The 18,217-nt window shown below is 46.3% G+C and carries 18 protein-coding genes; 11 read left to right on the forward strand and 7 right to left on the reverse strand.

From position 1 onward, the window contains the following. The first annotated feature begins 1 nt into the window (after position 1). Entirely contained in the window at positions 2-1,009 is a 1,008-nt protein-coding gene (locus TWT_RS01460) for a quinone-dependent dihydroorotate dehydrogenase (RefSeq protein ID WP_011102448.1), read from the forward strand. Positions 1,010-1,123: 114 nt separating this feature from the next. On the opposite strand, the gene TWT_RS01465 is transcribed toward TWT_RS01460, so the two are convergent. Both TWT_RS01465 and TWT_RS01470 read right to left on the reverse strand, forming a co-directional pair. Continuing rightward, positions 1,124-1,609, reverse strand: coding sequence for a ribonuclease H (locus tag TWT_RS01465; RefSeq protein WP_011096478.1), 486 nt, complete (start codon positions 1,607-1,609; stop codon positions 1,124-1,126). Positions 1,610-1,624: 15 nt separating this feature from the next. Further along, positions 1,625-2,146 (reverse strand): DUF3043 domain-containing protein, encoded by a 522-nt coding sequence (locus TWT_RS01470; RefSeq protein WP_011096477.1) that lies wholly within the window; start codon positions 2,144-2,146, stop codon positions 1,625-1,627. Positions 2,147-2,277: 131 nt separating this feature from the next. On the opposite strand from TWT_RS01470, the gene TWT_RS01475 reads away from it, so the two are divergent. The 10 genes from TWT_RS01475 (at position 2,278) to TWT_RS01520 (ending at position 11,746) form a co-directional block, all read left to right on the forward strand. Beyond that, positions 2,278-3,618, forward strand: a complete 1,341-nt coding sequence (locus tag TWT_RS01475) for a dipeptidase (RefSeq protein WP_011102449.1) — start codon at positions 2,278-2,280, stop codon at positions 3,616-3,618. A gap of 1 nt (position 3,619) precedes the next feature. Next, a complete protein-coding gene (gene erpA / locus TWT_RS01480; protein WP_148224269.1) occupies positions 3,620-3,979 on the forward strand; it encodes an iron-sulfur cluster insertion protein ErpA in 360 nt (119 codons plus the stop codon). Positions 3,980-4,048: 69 nt separating this feature from the next. Next, complete coding sequence (coxB, locus tag TWT_RS01485) at positions 4,049-4,921, forward strand: aa3-type cytochrome oxidase subunit II (protein WP_011096474.1); 873 nt, start codon at positions 4,049-4,051, stop codon at positions 4,919-4,921. Positions 4,922-4,932: 11 nt separating this feature from the next. Further along, entirely contained in the window at positions 4,933-6,564 is a 1,632-nt protein-coding gene (ctaD, locus tag TWT_RS01490; protein WP_011102451.1) for an aa3-type cytochrome oxidase subunit I, read from the forward strand. A 20-nt stretch (positions 6,565-6,584) separates the two neighbouring features. Continuing rightward, complete coding sequence (locus TWT_RS01495; protein WP_011096472.1) at positions 6,585-7,004, forward strand: aa3-type cytochrome oxidase subunit IV; 420 nt, start codon at positions 6,585-6,587, stop codon at positions 7,002-7,004. Between the two features lie 88 nt (positions 7,005-7,092). After that, positions 7,093-7,716 carry an aa3-type cytochrome oxidase subunit III gene (locus TWT_RS01500; RefSeq protein WP_011096471.1) on the forward strand — a complete coding sequence of 208 codons (624 nt, stop codon included), beginning with the start codon at positions 7,093-7,095 and terminating at the stop codon, positions 7,714-7,716. Further along, positions 7,716-8,540 carry a cytochrome bc1 complex diheme cytochrome c subunit gene (locus TWT_RS01505; protein WP_042491015.1) on the forward strand — a complete coding sequence of 275 codons (825 nt, stop codon included), beginning with the start codon at positions 7,716-7,718 and terminating at the stop codon, positions 8,538-8,540. The genes TWT_RS01500 and TWT_RS01505 overlap by 1 nt, the downstream gene beginning before the upstream one ends. Before the next feature lie 53 nt (positions 8,541-8,593). After that, on the forward strand, positions 8,594-9,577 hold the full coding sequence (locus TWT_RS01510) for a cytochrome bc1 complex Rieske iron-sulfur subunit (RefSeq protein ID WP_011096469.1): 984 nt from the start codon (positions 8,594-8,596) through the stop codon (positions 9,575-9,577). Then, on the forward strand, positions 9,577-11,187 hold the full coding sequence (locus tag TWT_RS01515; RefSeq protein WP_011102453.1) for a cytochrome bc1 complex cytochrome b subunit: 1,611 nt from the start codon (positions 9,577-9,579) through the stop codon (positions 11,185-11,187). Before TWT_RS01510 ends, TWT_RS01515 begins: the two co-directional genes overlap by 1 nt. Positions 11,188-11,251: 64 nt before the next feature. Continuing rightward, positions 11,252-11,746, forward strand: coding sequence for a DUF3145 family protein (locus TWT_RS01520; protein ID WP_011102454.1), 495 nt, complete (start codon positions 11,252-11,254; stop codon positions 11,744-11,746). Between the two features lie 89 nt (positions 11,747-11,835). Here TWT_RS01520 and TWT_RS01525 read toward each other — a convergent pair whose 3' ends face one another. From TWT_RS01525 to aceE, 5 genes are all read right to left on the reverse strand, one after another. Then, positions 11,836-13,071 carry a beta-ketoacyl-[acyl-carrier-protein] synthase family protein gene (locus TWT_RS01525; protein WP_011102455.1) on the reverse strand — a complete coding sequence of 412 codons (1,236 nt, stop codon included), beginning with the start codon at positions 13,069-13,071 and terminating at the stop codon, positions 11,836-11,838. Continuing rightward, a complete protein-coding gene (locus TWT_RS01530) occupies positions 13,072-13,320 on the reverse strand; it encodes an acyl carrier protein (RefSeq protein ID WP_011096465.1) in 249 nt (82 codons plus the stop codon). A gap of 76 nt (positions 13,321-13,396) precedes the next feature. Then, entirely contained in the window at positions 13,397-14,416 is a 1,020-nt protein-coding gene (locus TWT_RS01535; RefSeq protein ID WP_011096464.1) for a beta-ketoacyl-ACP synthase III, read from the reverse strand. Next, entirely contained in the window at positions 14,379-15,398 is a 1,020-nt protein-coding gene (locus TWT_RS01540; protein WP_011102456.1) for an ACP S-malonyltransferase, read from the reverse strand. The genes TWT_RS01535 and TWT_RS01540 overlap by 38 nt, the downstream gene beginning before the upstream one ends. Further along, positions 15,382-18,183 carry a pyruvate dehydrogenase (acetyl-transferring), homodimeric type gene (aceE, locus tag TWT_RS01545; RefSeq protein ID WP_011102457.1) on the reverse strand — a complete coding sequence of 934 codons (2,802 nt, stop codon included), beginning with the start codon at positions 18,181-18,183 and terminating at the stop codon, positions 15,382-15,384. The genes TWT_RS01540 and aceE overlap by 17 nt, the downstream gene beginning before the upstream one ends. Between the last annotated feature and the right edge of the window lie 34 nt (positions 18,184-18,217).

The raw sequence follows: 18,217 nt of genomic DNA on the forward strand, positions 1-18,217 counted from the left end.
AGTGTATTCATATTTTTTGAATTTTCTAAAGTGTGTGGATCCAGAACTTGCACACAGAATTGCCGCGGTTGCTCTAAAGTCTGGATTGGGCATGTTTGTGCCGCAGAGATTTCATATACATCTGGGGACCACATCTATGGGGCTTTATTTTGATACCCCACTCGGCATTGCTGCTGGGTTTGACAAATTTGCTGATCTTGTTATTCCGCTGTACAGTCTCGGCTTTGGGCATGTTGAGGTTGGAACGGTTACTTTGCACCCACAACCGGGTAATAAAAAACCAAGAATTCATCGGGTTATGTCCCAGAAGGCGCTTATAAACAGTATGGGATTCAATAATCCCGGTGCACAAAAAATGCGTGAAAATATCTTAAAAGTTAGAAAAAGCGGTAGGCGTCTTCCAATAATAGGTGTGAATATAGGAAAGAGCAAGGTGTGCCCTCTTGAGGAATCGGCGAAGGACTATGTTAAATCCTTTGAGCTATTAGCAGATGTGTCAGATTACTTGGTGATAAATGTCTCATCCCCTAACACAGAGGGCCTGCGCACCCTGCAGAGTGTCGGAAATTTAAACAAAATACTACGTTCGGTGAAACCTATTGCCGACAGGTTTAAAAGGCCTGTTCTGATAAAAATATCTCCAGATCTGAGTAATAGTGATGTAACAAACATTGCGCTGCTCGTGAAAGAATTCGGACTTGCGGGTGTTGTTGCTTCTAATACAACTACCAAGCGAACCGGTCTTCCGAATGAATTTTCAAGTCTTCATGGTGGTTTGTCAGGCCCCATGCTAAAAGAAAGATCGCTTGAGATGTTAAAAATACTTCGTCGTGACCTTCCAAAGAATAAGTTTTGTATTATCTCAGTCGGTGGCGTATGGGATTATACCGATGTCCTAGAGAGGCTCGAGTACGGCGCTGATCTTGTGCAGGGATACACAGCTTTTGTGTATAACGGTCCATATTGGGCGTCAAATATAAATCGCGATCTTAGTCGTCTCAGGTCTTAATCGCATTTATTGTGTTGCCCTGTTATACCGTGTCGCCCCGTTATGCGATTTATTGATGGCTGTGAGAGTAATGTTTCTTCTGGCTACGCGATGGCGTTTATTTATCACTTATACCTATTTTGCTGAGCGTTCTGTCCAGCCAGGCCCCGGAATGTGAGCGCTCCGAGTAGAAAAGTTGTTTGCAGCCTGTCTGGCAAGTGAGTCTGCCGCTTCATTGAGAGGGTGTCCAGTGTGCGCATTTACCCAGCTCATTCTTATATTCCGGTTTTCCATCAGACTGTCTATTTCCTGAATTATTTCTTGATTTAGAACCGGTTTTCCGTCTGCTTTACGCCATTTACGCATTTTCCAGGAGTAAACCCATTTTGTGAGCGAGTTAATAACATATTTGCTGTCTGACAGAATCAGAATTGGCCTGTCGGTATGCCTTGTAGCGATAAGAAGTTCTCTGACCGCTGTTAGCTCCGCAATATTGTTTGTTGCAATATCCCATCCACCAGAGTCCCATGTATTTTCGTCGACGTACCAAGCCCAGCCGGATGGCCCCGGGTTGGCGAGTGATGATCCGTCGGTTGCTGCAATTATCTCGTTATTGGTCATTTTGTTTTTTGTAAGTTAGCCCTTTCTTTTACCAAATACTAAGCCCAGTTTTACACTGGTTTTCGGCATGCGCAAGGGGCGTATAACAACCATTCTGCTTATGGCGTATAACCTAACACCCTTTTCAAAGGTGCTAAATTCTCTTGACAACACCCTTTTTATCCTGAAAGCTAAAAGTGTACTTTCTGTCAGAAGCACAGCAAACAAAATTATTAGGAAATATTCAAGAAATATTTGCAATCTTATGGAGGGTATAAGACTCAAAACAAGAACTAGCAGAATAACCGGCATTAAAAACTCGGAGACAAAGATATTCGAGTCAACATATTCTCTAACACGTTTTTTCTGAACCCCACGATCTCTCAGGGGCAAATAGCGCTCGTCCCCTTCTCTGTAGCCCTGCCGGGCAAGCTGTCTCTTTTGTTTGAGGTCTTCTCGGGCTTTCCTTGCAGCTTCTTTTCTGTCCCTCGGTATAACGGGGTTCTTCTTTTTCCTTTCACTCTCTCGCCTCTTGGGCGTTGCCCTTCCCTTAGTCAAGGCCTAAAACAGTTAATTTCTAAAATCCACATTTCAATAAATAACTATACTTGGGTAAGAAAAATTAGGCAGTAAAAATTAGGCAATGAGCTACTCTATTATTTCGTCCCGTGTGGATCTAGAATACTTATATGCATAAGGATGATCTTGATAGAGAGTACTCGCAGGCTCTAAGGGATTTAAAAGAACTCATAAGGTTTCCGACCGTCGCGTGGCCGGGGTTTGACAGGTCTGTTCTTTTTGAGAGCGCTGAGAGAATTCGCGCGCTTCTTGTTGATACGGACTTTTTTGACTGCGTAGAGGTTGTGGATCATTGCGGGATTCCGTCTGTTTTCGCACAGAAGGCACCTGCCCCGGGCTATCCAACTGTCCTATTGTACGCACACCATGATGTCCAACCCGCAGGTGATCCAGATAAATGGGTTACTCCCGCATTTTCTCCGGACGAGCGTGATGGCAGGCTGTATGGCAGGGGGGCTGCTGATGATAAGGTCGCCATTGCCATGCACCTCGCGTCTGTGCGGATTTTAAAGACCCTGAACTCAAAAATAGGTGTTCGGGTGTTTATAGAGGGTGAAGAAGAAATACTTTCTCCAAATTTCCCCAAACTTCTCAAAAGCAGGAGATCATTTTTCGATGCTGATGTTGCGATTATTGCCGATTCTGGTAATCCGGACGAAGACACACCGGCTATTACGGTTTCCCTCAGAGGGTCTATTGGGGCAACTGTCCGTGTGACAACCCTTTCTCATGCTGCTCACTCCGGCTTAGGTGGCGCGGTTCCCGATGCGCTAATGGTTATGATACGTTTATTGAATTCACTATATGACGATAGTGGGTCTGTCGCAATAGAGGGTTTGAAAACAACAGATCCTTCATCTGTTCTGACTGATTTTGAACTTACAGAACAAGCCCTGCGCAATGAGGTTGGTGTTTTGCCGGATGTTAGCCTCGTGGGCAGAGGGTCTATTTCTGAAAGGACGTGGCATGCCCCATCAATCACTATTATCGGCCTGGATGTGGAGAATGTTGACCTTGCTAGCAATACCCTTCAACCGAGCACTCAGGCCAGGTTGGCATTGCGTATCTCTCCGGGTCAGGGCACTTTAGAGGCGTCGCGCTTACTTGAACAGCACCTAAGAAATAACACGCCTTTCAATGCGCGCGTTGAAGTTTTTGATATAACAGCGGGGGAGCCCTATAGAGCAGTTGCCGGTGACAAATACCTTAAGGCAATGCGGTGCGCTATGGAAGAGGCATGGGGTAAACGCCCAGCCTTGATTGGCATTGGCTGCTCTATTCCGATAGTGTCTATGCTTCAGAGTGAATTTCCGCAAATGAGTCTTCTTGTTACAGGCGTTGAAGATCCAAAAACTTACGCTCACAGTCCGAATGAGTCATTGAGCCTTAAAGTGTTCAGAAATGCTATAGCAGCGCAGGTGTATTTTTTGCTGTCACTTGGCGGTGAGTGATTTGACCAACGGTTCATTGACTGACACCCCCCCCTCCCATGGAGTGCATTTGACAGATGTCGCTGTGAACAAGGTCAAGCAGTTTCTAGAGCAGGAACAGCGCGACGACCTGCGACTCAGAATAGCTGTTCAGCCCGGGGGGTGCTCTGGCCTCAGATATCAGCTGTATTTTGATGAGAGACTCTTAGAGGGTGATTGCGTAAAAGATTTTGATGGAGTTGCGCTGGTTGTTGATGACATGAGCGTTCCGTATCTCGATGGTGCAACGATTGATTTTCACGACACAATTAGCAAGCAGGGTTTTACAATCGATAACCCTAATGCCAAGGGTATGTGTGCCTGTGGTGACAGTTTTAACTAGAGTGTGAGTTTCTGCACAATTCGGTTTCCTGTCGCCTTCCAAGGTGAGTGATATAGAATTACCCATGTTTTGAGAAAGTTTCTGACGGACCTGCCTGTTATAAGGCCCATCAGATCTCTCCTTGTCGTATTTGTCCTAACCTTATCGCTTGTTTTTGTTGGCTGTACAACACAGCAAATGCACGGCTTCCTGCCTGGCTTTGTTGAGGGTGAGTCGTCTGTGACTGAAACAACACAGGTATATTCAGATCTCTGGTTTAATGCCTGGTTCGTTTTGATAGTGATCGGCATTTTGGTGTGGGCAATGGTTGTTGTGGCAGTTGTCGTGTTTAGGCGTAAGAGAAGTGACACCACCCTTCCGCCCCAGGTGCAGTACAATCTGCCGGTAGAAACCCTTCTTACAGGCCTTCCACTTATTCTCGTTGCTGTCTTTTTTGTTTTTAGTATAAGGGTTTCTGATGCTGTCAATTTGCCTAAACCGGCCGATGTGCATATTGGGGTAATTGGAAAGCAGTGGGCGTGGGATTTTGTGTATTTTGACAGTAATACCTATTTTCCGGGCCTCCAAGCGCAGTATATTGAAAGCTCCCCAGGGAAGGTTGATGAGTCAAAATTACCGGTTTTGTACTTGCCAGTGAATAAAAAAGTTGAGATTGATCTCAGAAGTCGTGATGTCGTCCACTCATTCTGGATTATCGATTTTCTTTATAAGCGGGATATTGTTCCGGGCCTTACGAATCGCATCTATTTTACCCCGACGCGTATTGGTGAATATCGTGGCAAATGCGCTGAGTTTTGTGGTGAGTTTCATTCTGCGATGCTTTTTGTTGTGAAGGTTGTGACGCAAGAAGAGTATAAAAAGCATATGGCAGATCTTGCAGGTATGGGATACATTGGTACCGTTGGGTGGGAGAGTCTTGATCCTGCCAGTAAAAAACATTAGTTTGGGCGTGTATGAATACTAGTGTCGCGGCGACGTTATCCGAGAGAAACAGAAAGGGTAGCGCCCTGCTGTCTATTCTTACGACCACAAATCATAAGACCATTGGTTATATGTATCTGGTAACTTCTTTTTTCTATTTCTGCCTTGCTGGTGTTATGGCGCTCCTTATCAGGACGCAGCTATTCGAGCCGGGGATGCATCTTATTCAGACTCGTGAGCAGTATAACCAGCTCTTTACCATGCACGGTACGGTGATGCTTTTTCTGTTTGCCACTCCGCTTTTCTCGGGTTTTGCTAATGTTCTAACTCCGGTTCAGATTGGCGCTCCGGATATGGCTTTCCCGCGTCTCAATGCCCTTTCCTACTGGCTGTATCTTGTCGGTTCTCTTATAGTTGTCTCGACTTTTCTTATACCACAAGGTGCAGCGAGTTTTGGATGGTTTGCTTATACCCCTCTTTCTAGTTACGAATATTCGCCCGGCGTTGGAGGAACGCTGTGGGTTATAGGTTTGGCTTTTTCTGGTTTTAGTTCAATTATCGGGGCCGTTAATTTCGTTACAACAATTATTACCATGAGGGCGCCTGGGATGACAATGTTCAGGATGTCAATTTTTAACTGGAATGTTCTTGTAACTTCCCTTTTGATTCTTGTTGCATTTCCGGTTTTAGCTGCTGCCTTGTTTTCTCTGGGAATGGATCGAGTATTTCGCTCGGTTTTGTTTGACCCATCAACGGGTGGTGCAATTTTATGGCAGCACCTATTCTGGTTTTTTGGGCATCCTGAGGTATACATACTCGCGCTACCGTTCTTTGGTATTGTGTCGGAGATATTTCCCGCCTTTAGCCGTAAGCCAATATTTGGTTATCGCTCTTTGATTTTCGCAACTATTTCTATAGCGGCCCTGTCGGTAACTGTTTGGGCTCACCACATGTATGTTACAGGTGCAGTGCTTCTTCCGTTTTTCTCATTTATGACAATGCTTATAGCTGTTCCAACCGGTGTAAAGATATTCAATTGGGTGGGTACCATGTGGAGGGGTTCGATTACTTTTGAAACACCGATGGTTTGGTCGATTGGGTTTATTACGACGTTTGTCTTGGGCGGCCTAACTGGTGTTATTTTAGCCTCCCCTTCATTAAATGATCATCTTTCAGACAGCTATTTTGTTGTTGCGCATTTCCACTATGTTTTATTTGGGACAGTTGTTTTTGCGATGTTTGCCGGGTTTTATTTTTGGTGGCCGAAATTTACCGGAAAAATGTTGAACGAAACTCTGGGTAAAATTCATTTCTGGCTTACTTTTATTGGGTTTCATATGACATTTCTGATACAGCATTGGCTTGGGGTTATTGGAATGCCCCGCAGGTACTACACTTATCTTCCTGAAGATGGGTTTACCTGGCTTCATCAGTTGTCTACCGTTGGTTCGTTTATCCTGGCTATTAGCCTTATACCCTTTTTTCTGAATCTTTGGGTGACATATAGAAGGCCGAAAGTTGACCTTCCTGATGATCCTTGGGGGAATGGGTGCAGTCTGGAGTGGGCCACGGCTTCACCCCTTCCAAGGCATAACTTTAGATCCATACCAAAAATAAGATCTGAGCGGCCTGCATTTGATCTTCATCATCCTGATGTGCGGTAAGTGTTAGGGGGAATTGTTACATGGGCCAATCGATAAAGCTTTTTTTCTGGCTTGGGGTTTTTTTCATTTTTGTTTGTCTTGTTTATACCGGTGCGCATATTCTTCTTGGCTTGGAGATTGAATGGACCGGGAGTGTGTCTTTTTTTGTTGCATGTATTCTTTTCTTCATGGTTTCTGCCTATTTGTCCAGCATAAACAAAAGAATTGCTACCCTCCCGGAAGACAAGGAAGATGCCGATATTGATGATGCACCACCGGATATTGGTGTATTTGCGCCATGGAGCTGGTGGCCAGCTGTTCTATCGGTTTTTCTGGGGATAGCTGCGATCGGTTTTTCTGAACTGCGCGGAATGTGGCTGGTTATGTTTACTGCGCCGTTTGTCTTATTGTCGATTGTTGGTTTTGTTTATGAACATGTCAGGGGTAGGTGGATCCGTTAGGAGCCCTGTTTATGGCGTCTTGTTTCTTTGGGCATTTGAGAAAGGCTTTGCGCTGTCCTGATATTTTTCCCGATGTAGAATTGATCACGTGAAGAAAGCGCTTGGTGAGTATTACCATAGCGCTGTTCGCCCGAATCCTGTTGCAATTGGAACGGTTGTTTGGCTCGGCAGCGAGCTTATGTTCTTTGCTGGTTTTTTCGCCATATTCTTTTCACTCAGGGGTGCCGCCCTTGGCGTGTGGGCAGCCGACTCATCTAAACTTGACAGGCTGTATGCTCTCGTTAATACTGTCATCCTTATACTGTCTTCCGTAACCTGTCAGTTCGCCGTTCGCGCATCTGAGAGATTTCAGCCCAGGCGTAGGTCCTGGCAACCTCGTGACTGGGGTGCCATCGAATGGTTTTATCTATCCGCCTTTTTGGGCCTTATTTTCCTTGCCGGGCAGGTTAATGAATATGCCTCTCTCTATGCTGAGGGTATTACATTAAAGAGCAGCGCATTCGGCTCCGTTTTTTACCTCACAACCGGTTTTCACGGATTGCATGTGCTAGGTGGTATCGCGGCAATGCTCGTTCTGATAGGTCGTTTTTATGCTGTCAAGAGATTTTCGACTCATGACGCCGTGGCAGCGATCGCCGTATCGTACTACTGGCACTTTGTTGACATTGTGTGGGTTTTTTTGTTTTCGTCAATTTATATTCTCGGTGTGTGATGATCCGGTCTTTATGTAGTCTTTTGCGTGGAAATGCATCGTTCTTCGTACGCAGAAAGCTGCGTAATGGCCTGTTGAGGATTGGCCTTATTGCCGCTTGTCTTGTCGTAACCGGTGGCACATATTCTGCCCTTCTTCAGGCTACAGCGTTTGCCGAGCAGGCACCTGCCTCGGAGAGTCAGATTGCTCAGGGGCATAAGCTTTTTATTGCTAATTGTGCAACATGCCATGGATTGAATGGTGAGGGAACGCAGTACGCGCCCAGTCTGGTTGGTGCTGGTGCTGCATCAGCTGATTTTCAGCTTTCTTCTGGGCGCATGCCGCTTAGGATGAATGGACCTCAGGCGCTTTATAAGCCTCCTCAGTATACGAAGGATGAAATAGCGGCTGTTGTTGCATATGTTGCCTCCTTGGGTCCTGGGCCCGCCATTCCAGAGGAAAAGTATTTAACTCCAGATGGGGATCTTGTCTTGGGCGCAGAGCTCTTTAAGGTGAACTGTGCTGCCTGTCATAATGTTGCTGGCGCAGGAGGTGCCCTGACAGAGGGGAAGTTTGCACCGCGGATTATAAATATGCCCCCTGTGCGCATATACGAGGCAATGCTGACAGGGCCACAATCCATGCCGATTTTTAATGACGCGTCTATAACGCCCGAACAAAAGAGGGATATAATCACATATTTGCATTATTTATCTACGCAACCCTCACCCGGGGGCTTTGGGCTTGGTTCACTTGGGCCGGTCGCAGAAGGTCTGTTTGCTTGGGTTTTTCTCGTTGGAGGTATAACTGCTTTTGCGGTTTGGATTGCCGCTAGATCTGATTAGGATGGGCTAAGTATGCCGAAGGATGTACAACGCGGGTTAAGTCTGGCAGAAAATTGACCGTGTCAGAGTTTAAAGACCCAGGCCTGCCTCCACATAGACAGCGATTGACAGATATTGACCCCAGTGCGGCCAAGCGCAGTGAAAGGATTGTATCTGTCTTATTTTTCCTGTCAGCTTTAGGTAGCGTATGGTCCATAGTAGCGTATTTCATTTTTCCCATAGAAAGCTCGGCAGGGTCGCGCTCGGTTCACTCCAACAATATGTTCTTTGGGCTTGGTATAGCGTTTTCTCTGTTATGCTTTGGTATTGCCGCCGTTCACTGGGCAAAGACACTCATGCTTGGTACCGAAATATCAGAAACAAGGCATCCCATACGATCAAGCGATGAGGATCGCAAACAGGCCGATGAGATTATAAAGACTGCAGATTCAGAATCGGGATTTACCCGAAGAACGATGATTAAGGCTGCCCTTGTTACTGCCCTGGCCGCTTTTCCTCTTCCGGCAATAGTGCTTTTTCGTGGTTTTGCCCCTCAAGAAGATCCTGTTCCGCTATTGTCGCACACTATGTGGAAAAAGGGTATTCGTCTAGTCCACGACCCGACCGGTGTTCCGATTAAGGCGTCTGACTTGACCGTTGGGTCTATTGTTCATGTTATTCCAGACGGTCTCCTTGACAGGCACGACAAGCTTGAACAGAAGGCTAAGGCAGTTGTTCTGCTGATACGGATGCCTCTTGACCAGTTGCGCGTTAGTCCAGAGCGCAAAATGTGGCACTATAAGGGTATTGTTGCCTACTCGAAGGTCTGTACGCATTTGGGTTGCCCCGTATCTCTTTATGAACATAGAACCCATCGTTTGCTATGCCCCTGTCATCAATCCCAGTTTGATATCTCTGATGAAGCTGCAGTGGTTTTTGGACCCGCCGCAAGACCGTTACCCCAGCTGCCAATAACGGTTGATTCCGAAGGTTATCTGATTGCACAGAGTGATTTTAAAGAGCCTGTTGGGCCGAGCTTCTGGGAGAGATCGCTCTGATGTTTGGGGTAAAATCTCGGGACAAAAAAGTGCGTGAGGGCAGGTCAACTATTGTTGATAGGCTGAGTGTTTATATTGATGATCGAACATCATTGGCTTTTGTTATACGCAAGTTCGCGAGAAAAATATTTCCGGACCACTGGAGTTTCCTTCTTGGCGAAGTTGCCCTATACAGTTTTGTTGTTATTTTCATAAGCGGGGTTTTTCTAACCTTTTTTTTCCAGGCCTCTCAGGCCCCCATTCACTATCAGGGTAGTTATGCTCCCCTGAAGGGCGTTGAGATGTCTGCAGCTATGGAGTCCACCCTTCGGATTAGTTTTGATATTCGTGCGGGCCTCTTGATAAGGCAGATTCATCACTGGGCGGCTCTTACCTTTGTGGCTTCCATTGGTCTGCACATGCTTCGTGTGTTTTTTACGGGTGCCTTTAGAAAGCCCAGGGAGATTAACTGGGTTATCGGTTTTCTATTATTTATTCTTGCCATGGCAGAGGGTTTTACGGGCTATTCTCTCCCGGATGATCTATTGTCAGGTAACGGCCTTCGCATTATTGACGGCATGTTGCTCGGGATACCATTTGTTGGCACATGGCTTTCTTTCCTCTTGTTCGGTGGTGAGTTTCCCGGCACGCAAATAATTGGTCGCTTGTATACCATGCACATTCTCCTTTTGCCGATTATTCTAATAGCCCTAATTGCGCTTCATCTTGTTCTTGTTGTTGTGCATAAACATACTCAATATCCCGGCGCAGGCAGAAATGAAAGGAATGTTGTTGGATATCCAGTGTTACCTGTTTACGCGGCAAAAGCTGGCGGGTTTTTCTTTATTGTGTTCGGCTTAATTGTGCTTACTGCCTCTTTATTCACGATAAACCCAATATGGAATTATGGACCGTATGATCCATCCCCTGTCTCGGCCGGAACGCAGCCCGACTGGTATATAGGGTTTGCCGATGGCGCATTGAGGCTTGTTCCTTCAGGATGGGAGGTGGTTGTTTTCGGTCTTACCCTTTCCTTCAACATTCTTATTCCGGTGTTTGTTATGTTGCTTTTTTTGTTTGCGGTTGCCATTTATCCATTTTTCGAGGCGTGGATTACGGGGGATACTCGCGAACATCACATTTTAGATCGCCCAAGGAATGCACCCACGCGCACTGCAATTGGTGCTGCTGGTGTTGTCTTCTATACGGTCTTGTGGGCTGCCGCTGGGTCGGATATTATTGCGACTCATTTTCAAATGGGAATTGAGATCATAATAATAATTCTCAGAGTACTTCTTATTATTGGTCCTGTTGTCGCTTTTATCTTAACCAAGCGCTTGTGTCTTGCTTTGCAAAGAAAGGATAGGAGTATTGTGCTGCATGGTCAGGAATCTGGCCGTATAGTTCGTTTACCGGGTGGGGAATTTGTTGAGGTGGAAACTGCGATAAACGAGTATGATCGATGGCGTCTTGTTAGTTATGACACCTATAAGCCATTAGCTCTTCTTCCGCGTAAGAATGGGAAAGTCTATTTTAGAGACAGGGTGCGTGCATTTTTATCACGTTGGTTTTTTGAGGATCGAATAGTCCCCGTAGCTCCCGATGATATCGTGCACACATCAGATCATTGATCTTTTGTTCTTGATATAATCCCTATATAACCCTCGTCAGTCCGTTTGGGGAAGCGTTGTACTGATGGGAGTTTCTGTGGTATTACCTGTTTCCGGGTATGTGTTTATTCACTCTGCGCCGCGTTTTCTGTGCACTCATTTGTCTTGGGCTGTCTCGAGTGTGCTCTCTAAGAGGGTTGATCTTGCCTGGACTTGTCAACCGTTTCTTGCGGGGACGTACAGGTCTGTTTATCGTTGGGTTTCGGACAAACCTGGTACTGGCGCGGCGCTTGCAGCAGTTTTACGCTCTTGGGATAACATACGATTTGAGGTTACTGAGAATTGTACTGCTGATAATGACGGTGCTCGTTGGCTGTACACACCGGAACTTGGCATTCACTATGCCCAGACAGATAGCGCTGGGAATATTGTTCTTACGGAAAACAGGTTGCAGGACATATTAACACGGTGCGAGGGCAATTTTTCTTCTGTTAGAAGAGAGATAAATTTTTGTTTGGGTAATGCCTGGGACGAGCAACTTGAACCCTATCGCAGTAGCGCGGGTTACGCCTACGCATAAATAAGAAGAATCGACAGTGCATGACAATATAGCACTACGTGATTGGCATTATATGGTTGTTTAGAGACGAGATTTTGAAGAAGTCCAGTTCAGTCGGTTGGCGTAAATGCAACAACCGCATTGTGACCCCCAAAGCCAAACGAATTACTGGTTGCTGCAAACGGTCGAGAAAGCTTTTTGGGGTGCCTTTGAATTCTCAGTTGTATATCCGGGTCTTGTTCATCACAGTTAATTGTTGGAGGGATTATTGACTCAGAAACGGCCTTAACGGTAAATACAGCTTCCAAGGCACCAGCACCGCCAAGCAAATGTCCTGTTGATGCCTTTGTGGCAGAGACATATACATTTGCCAGGTGATCTTCGAATAGAGCAAGAAGGGCCTTATATTCACTTATATCGCCCAGAATAGTGGCTGTAGCGTGTGCATTAACGTATGTTATGTCCTCAGGCGAGAGCCCGCTCATTTTAAGGGTGTTCCTCATGGCAGTTGTTGCCATCTTTCCGTCTGGCTCAGGCGCAGTGATATGATGCGCATCACTATTAAAAAGCGCACCCGAGATTTCGGCATATATTTTTGCACCCCTTGCTCTGGCGCGGGTCTTTTCTTCTAAAATCAAGACCGCAGCGCCTTCAGATACAACAAAGCCATCGCGATTCTTAGAAAAGGGTCTCGATGCATGCTCAGGATTACCGGAATAGGTCGACAGGGCAGACAGGCTGGCAAAAGCTGAAATGGTGAGAGGATTTATGGCCGACTCACTACCTCCCGCAATAACAACATCAGCCTTATTAGATCGAATCATGTCGAATCCAACAGCAATTGACTCAGTTGATGCAGCGCAAGCACTTACCGAGGTGTGAATACCAGCCCTCGCCTGCATCTTCATCCCAACAGCCACCGCAGGGGCGTTTGGCATGAGCATTGGCACGGTCATTGGCAACACACGACCTGGGCCCTTCTCGGCAAGCCTATCCCATGCACTCAAGACGGTATTTATACAACCTATCCCAGTGCCCCAACTAACAGCCGTTCTCTCAGGATTTTGTTTTATATCTCCCGCGTCTTCCACTGCTTGCCGTGCTGCAATAAGAGAAATCTGACCTGCCCTATCGAGCCTATTTACTTCAGTACGCGCGAGCAAATCCTCCACGCCATCAGGTACCAGTCCAGCAAAAGTCACCGGCAAATCAAACCCTTTGGTGCACCGATCGGGCAGGGTGCGAACACCACTCTCGCCATCCAGGAGCGCCTGCCAGGCCAGTTCAGTCCCGATCCCAAGGGGACAACAGACGCCTAGACCTGTAACAACAACTTGTCTGGACAATTATGCCTTGGCAGCAATAATAAAGTCAACGGCATCACCCACCGTACGCAATTCCCTGACCTTATCGTCGGGAATTTCTATACCGTACTTCTCCTCAGCATTGACAACTATCGTCATCATGGAAATTGAATCTATATCTAAATCATCAACGAATGCCTTGTCGAGCTGGACACTACCTTTATCTATCCCAGTTTCATCATGAACAATCTGGGCAATACTTTCGAGAACTTTCTCCCTTGATAAAGACACGCAAACACCTCTCTAGACTAAAACAAAACCAATTTTACGGCTGACACTGTGAATGGACAAAATCATCGGGAATATGTTACGGCATTACAACTGTTTGTCCGGCGTACACTAACCCCGCACCAAAACCTATTTGTAGTGCAAGTTCCCCAGAGAGTGATGGATTGCCCTTGATGAGTGAATGCATCGCCAGTGGGATTGATGCAGAACTCGTATTGCCAGTTTTGCATATGTCTTGTGCAATCAGGACATTTTCCTCAAGTCCAATCTGTTTTGCCAGCTCATCTATTATCCGTATATTTGCCTGATGAGGAATAAACGCGTTTAAATCCCCCGGTTGCACCTGGTTTATGTCCAAGATCTGCTTTGCAACCTTGGCCATTTGCCAAACCGCCCATCGAAAAATGGATGACCCCTCTTGCCTTAAGGTTGGCCATGCCGAGCCGCTTTTTACATCTGTTGTTGAGCCTGTTAGACCCACTGATTCAAGCTGTCCGGGGTTTCCACCACACACTGTTTTCCCGATGCCCATTGATGTGCTCCCAACCAGGATTGCTGCACCCGCACCATCCGCCAAAAGAAAAGAGATGGTTCTATCGAGCGGGTCAATAAACTCGGAGAGTTTGTCCACCCCTATAACAAGCGCTCTGGATGCAACCCCACTTTTTATCATGAGGTCTGCCTGGAAAATAGCGTAGGAGAACCCTGCACATGCAGCGTTTATATCAAGCAGTATTGCGTCCTGCACCCCTATTCTGAATCCGACATGTGCGGCAACGGAAGGAGTATGCCCGAAGTGAGTTATAGTTGCCACCAGAATAAGATCGATATCCTCAGGACGCATTTGCGCATCATTCAGGGCCTCCTTTGAGGCTGCGTATGCCATGTCAACGACAGTTGTACCTGAAAGCGCGCGCTTTCTTGAAATTATTCCAGTTCTGCGCCTTATCCACTCGTCACTTGAATTAATCGGACCGATTAATTCATCATTGTACACATCCCGCTCGCCCCTGTAAGCACCTAGGGAAACTATCTTTGAATATCGCACTCTAGGCAGAATTCTACAAAAGAAAACAGCAGGAAGCTTCTTCAAGGTCATCAATTGTATTGATAGGAATCCCCTTGACTTTCGGAAGACTCCGCCTTGCGAGGCCTGTGAGGGTTCCTGCTGGGGGGAGTTCAATTAGATAATCAATATTTTCAAAATTTTTTTGACAGAGATCCCAACGGACGGGTCTTGCTATCTGGTCAATAAGAAGCTGTACATATTCGGATCCAGAAAATATCTCTGACCCGTCATAATTCGTCCATATACGTTTGTCGGGATCTTTTGCAAAAGATTTATCAGTTACAAATTTGAGTTTTTTTAAATTCTGCACCGCGGGTCGCATAAATCTCGTGTGAAAAGCTCCGGCAACCTGGAGGGGTATCACTTTTATTTTTTCAGGAGGATTGGCCAACAGGACATCGAGGTTCTCTCTAAGGCCGGCAAATACAATCTGACCGGGGCAATTGTAATTTGCTGGAAATAATTTGTACCGCTGGGTAATGTATTCTTCCAGGTTTTCTGATTGCCCAAGAACAGCAACCATACCTGTATCGAAGATTTGTGTTGATTTATACATCTGATTTGCGCGATGTTTTACAAGTCTCATTGCATTTTTTTCTGTCAATACCCCGGCACCGAAAGCTGCTGTTATCTCACCAACCGAGTGTCCAGCAAGTCCTACACATCGCATAATCCGTTCAGTAGGGTTGGCTCCGTTCAGGCCCTCTTCTGGCATGGATTGAATAATTTTCGCCTTTTGTTGCAGTGTGCGAATTACAAAAATACCCAATGCAACAATAAGAGGTTGAGCTATCCGTGTATCCCGCAAAATATCAGTGTCAGAGATGGTTCCATGTTTTATCAGGTCTATTTTTAGAAAATCACTCTGGGCCTGGAAGAATTCTAAGGAGCCCGGAAGGTCCAGCCACTCGTTCAGAAGGCCCGACTTCTGAGCGCCTTGTCCTGGACACGTGATAACCGCATTCCCTGCGGCTGCACACTCTTCAGGGGTGGTATCACAGATGGATGCCATGCCTGTTGCTTCTGTATTGGATCAGTTCACGCTTAAGCATGTCTTTGTCAACAAGACCGTTTTTTGCCAACCGTGACAAAACGGCTATTACGATACTGCTCGTGTCGACTTGAAAAAAACGCCTCGCAGCCGACCGAGTATCAGAAAAGCCAAAGCCATCAGTCCCGAGGGTTATGTAGTCTCCAGGAACAAATGGCCTTATTTGTTCGGGCACAGCACGCATATAATCGCTAACCCCAATATACAGAGGGGTGGCAGTGCGCAGTCTCTGCGTTACATACGGAATTTTCTGCTCCTCTTCTGGATTGAACACATTATGCTTTTCACATTTATACCCGTCTCTGGCAAGTTGAGACCAACTGGTAACAGACCAAACATCAATGTCAATATTGCATTTATCTTTCAGAATTTCTTGCGCTTCAAGAGCCCACGGAAGCGCGATTCCGCTTGCCAAAACACTTGCCACCGGCACTATGCCTGGCTTGTATTTGTATATTCCGCGAATAAGACCCTCAAGATCAAGATCATCGGGTTGTGGTGGATTATGTATCGGTTCGTTGTATAGGGTTAGATAAAAAATAACGTCTGGATCAATTTGATTATTGTGTGAATTATTGCGCCTCTGTCCGCCGTACATAATCTCCAGACCGTGCTGGATTATATTGCCTATCTCGTACCCAAATGCCGGATCGTAGGCGATAACTGCCGGATTTGTCGAGGCTAAGAGATGGGAATGACCATCACCATGCTGTAAGCCTTCACCTGCAAGTGTTGTTCGTCCGGCAACCGCACCTAATAGAAATCCACGTGCCATCTGGTCAGCAGCAGCCCATATTGCATCTCCCGTTCTCTGAAATCCAAACATTGAATAGAAGATATAAAATGGAACAAGCATTTCTCCATGGGTTGCATAGCTTGTTCCAAGCGCAGAAAAAGCCCCCATGGCACCGGCCTCGTTGATCCCGACATGTATTACCTGTCCTGTTGTACTTTCTTCGTATTTGAGGAACAACTTGTGATCAACCGGGGTATAGTGCTGGCCCATGGGGTTGTAGATTTTTGCACTTGGGAAATAGGCATCCATTCCAAATGTCCTTGCTTCGTCTGGAATGATAACCGCAATCCTTTTCCCAAATTCACCGCTTTTCAGAAGTTCTCTTATTATTCTTGATGCAACTGCGGTGCTGGCAACAGATTCACTGCCAGACTTGGCAACATCGTATACCCTTTCAGAAGGCAAATCTATACGTCTAAACCACCCACTTCTGAAAGGTAAACGTCCTCCCAGAGCATTTCTTTTCTTTAATGCATACTCTACGGCCTGGTGCGTTGGACCTGGGTTATAGTAGGGCGGCAAGGCTGGGTCTTTTTCAATTTGTTTATCGCTTATTGGAATGCCCAGGGCATTTCTGAAAAGTTTTATTTCATCAAGGGTTAGAGTTTTGATTTGATGGGTTGCGTTGCGCCCCTCGAAGTGCTGGCCCAAGCCATAGCCCTTTATCGTATGTGCAAGGATTACCGTTGGTCTGCCGTCTGTATTATGGACCGCATCAAAATACGCCGCATAAATCTTGCGAAAGTCATGACCACCGAGAGAGAGTTGATCAAGCTGATTATCTGTGTAATTTCCAACAAGGGATAGGCACTTTGGATTTTTACCAAATAGATGAGTTCTCATGTATGACCCGCCGTTTGCCTTGTATGTTTGGAAATCCCCATCACGAACTTCGTTTAGAAGCTCTATGAGCTCTCCTGTATCCTGTTCAAACAGGTCATCCCACTCTGCTCCCCACACGACTTTTATTGTTTTCCATCCGGCCCCTTTGAAAAAGGCCTCAAGCTCCTGAATTATCTTTCCGTTACCCCTAACAGGCCCGTCGAGTCGCTGTAAGTTGCAATTTATGACAAAGATCAGGTTGTCCAGTCCATCATTTGAAGCAACCTGTAATTGTCCGCGACTTTCTGGTTCGTCCATTTCTCCATCACCCAAAAAGGCCCATACTTTTTGTTGCGAGCAGTCCTTTATGCCATGCTGCGTTAGATACTTATTTGTTTGAGCCTGATAAATCGCATTTATGGCACCAAGGCCCATGCTGACTGTCGGAAATTGCCAGTAACTTTGCATGCACCTTGGATGCGGGTAAGAGGGTACCCCAGATCTGCTTTTTTCTTGACGAAATCCATCCAGATCAGACTCTGATAGCCTTCCTTCTAGAAAAGAACGAGCGTATATTCCAGGTGAGGCGTGTCCCTGAAAAAAAACTTGGTCAGCACCCGAAGGATGACTCGGGCCCTTGAAAAAGTGATTAAACCCAATCTCGTAGAGCAGTGCAGAAGAGGCGTACGTTGAAATGTGACCACCGACCCCAGACTCTTGTGCCCTGTGAACCATGACTGCAGCATTCCACCTCACAAACCCGAGAAATTCCGTTTCTAATCGCTCGTCTCCAGGGAAATTCGACTTCCCCGTGATTGTATTTACATAGTCAGTTACAAGACCCCTTGGTAGCCAGATACAAGCCGACTCGTCTTTGTTTGACGCATTACTCGTATCATGTTTGCTAGGTAAAATCCCGGTGCCTGGTTTTGTGGGTCCCCATAAGTCGCAATTGCGCGGGACACCCTTTTCTTTTGCAACTTCTAACAGTTTGGAGAGAATCTCCCCGGCGCGTTCATTTCCCGAGGCATGGATCAAGGCATCAAGGGAATCAAGCCACTCCTGCGTTTCAGCGTCAAACGCCTCACGATCGCTTGTTGGCTCAAATCCGCTTCTTGCAGGTGGCATAGTGTCTCGCTAAAACTCTACCAGGGTATAATTG

The sequence above is a fragment of the Tropheryma whipplei str. Twist genome, from assembly GCF_000007485.1.
In the GTDB taxonomy this organism is placed as follows: Bacteria; Actinomycetota; Actinomycetes; order Actinomycetales; family Microbacteriaceae; genus Tropheryma; species Tropheryma whipplei.

What these genes read in the sequence shown, in the direction of transcription:
- TWT_RS01465 (WP_011096478.1), bottom strand. Translation starts at nt 1,609, where the DNA reads ATGACCAATAACGAGATAATTGCAGCAACCGACGGATCATCACTCGCC.
- TWT_RS01475 (WP_011102449.1), top strand. Translation starts at nt 2,278, where the DNA reads ATGCATAAGGATGATCTTGATAGAGAGTACTCGCAGGCTCTAAGGGAT.
- ctaD (WP_011102451.1), top strand. Translation starts at nt 4,933, where the DNA reads ATGAATACTAGTGTCGCGGCGACGTTATCCGAGAGAAACAGAAAGGGT.
- TWT_RS01495 (WP_011096472.1), top strand. Translation starts at nt 6,585, where the DNA reads ATGGGCCAATCGATAAAGCTTTTTTTCTGGCTTGGGGTTTTTTTCATT.
- TWT_RS01505 (WP_042491015.1), top strand. Translation starts at nt 7,716, where the DNA reads ATGATCCGGTCTTTATGTAGTCTTTTGCGTGGAAATGCATCGTTCTTC.
- TWT_RS01515 (WP_011102453.1), top strand. Translation starts at nt 9,577, where the DNA reads ATGTTTGGGGTAAAATCTCGGGACAAAAAAGTGCGTGAGGGCAGGTCA.
- TWT_RS01520 (WP_011102454.1), top strand. Translation starts at nt 11,252, where the DNA reads ATGGGAGTTTCTGTGGTATTACCTGTTTCCGGGTATGTGTTTATTCAC.
- TWT_RS01535 (WP_011096464.1), bottom strand. Translation starts at nt 14,416, where the DNA reads ATGACCTTGAAGAAGCTTCCTGCTGTTTTCTTTTGTAGAATTCTGCCT.
- TWT_RS01540 (WP_011102456.1), bottom strand. Translation starts at nt 15,398, where the DNA reads ATGGCATCCATCTGTGATACCACCCCTGAAGAGTGTGCAGCCGCAGGG.
- aceE (WP_011102457.1), bottom strand. Translation starts at nt 18,183, where the DNA reads ATGCCACCTGCAAGAAGCGGATTTGAGCCAACAAGCGATCGTGAGGCG.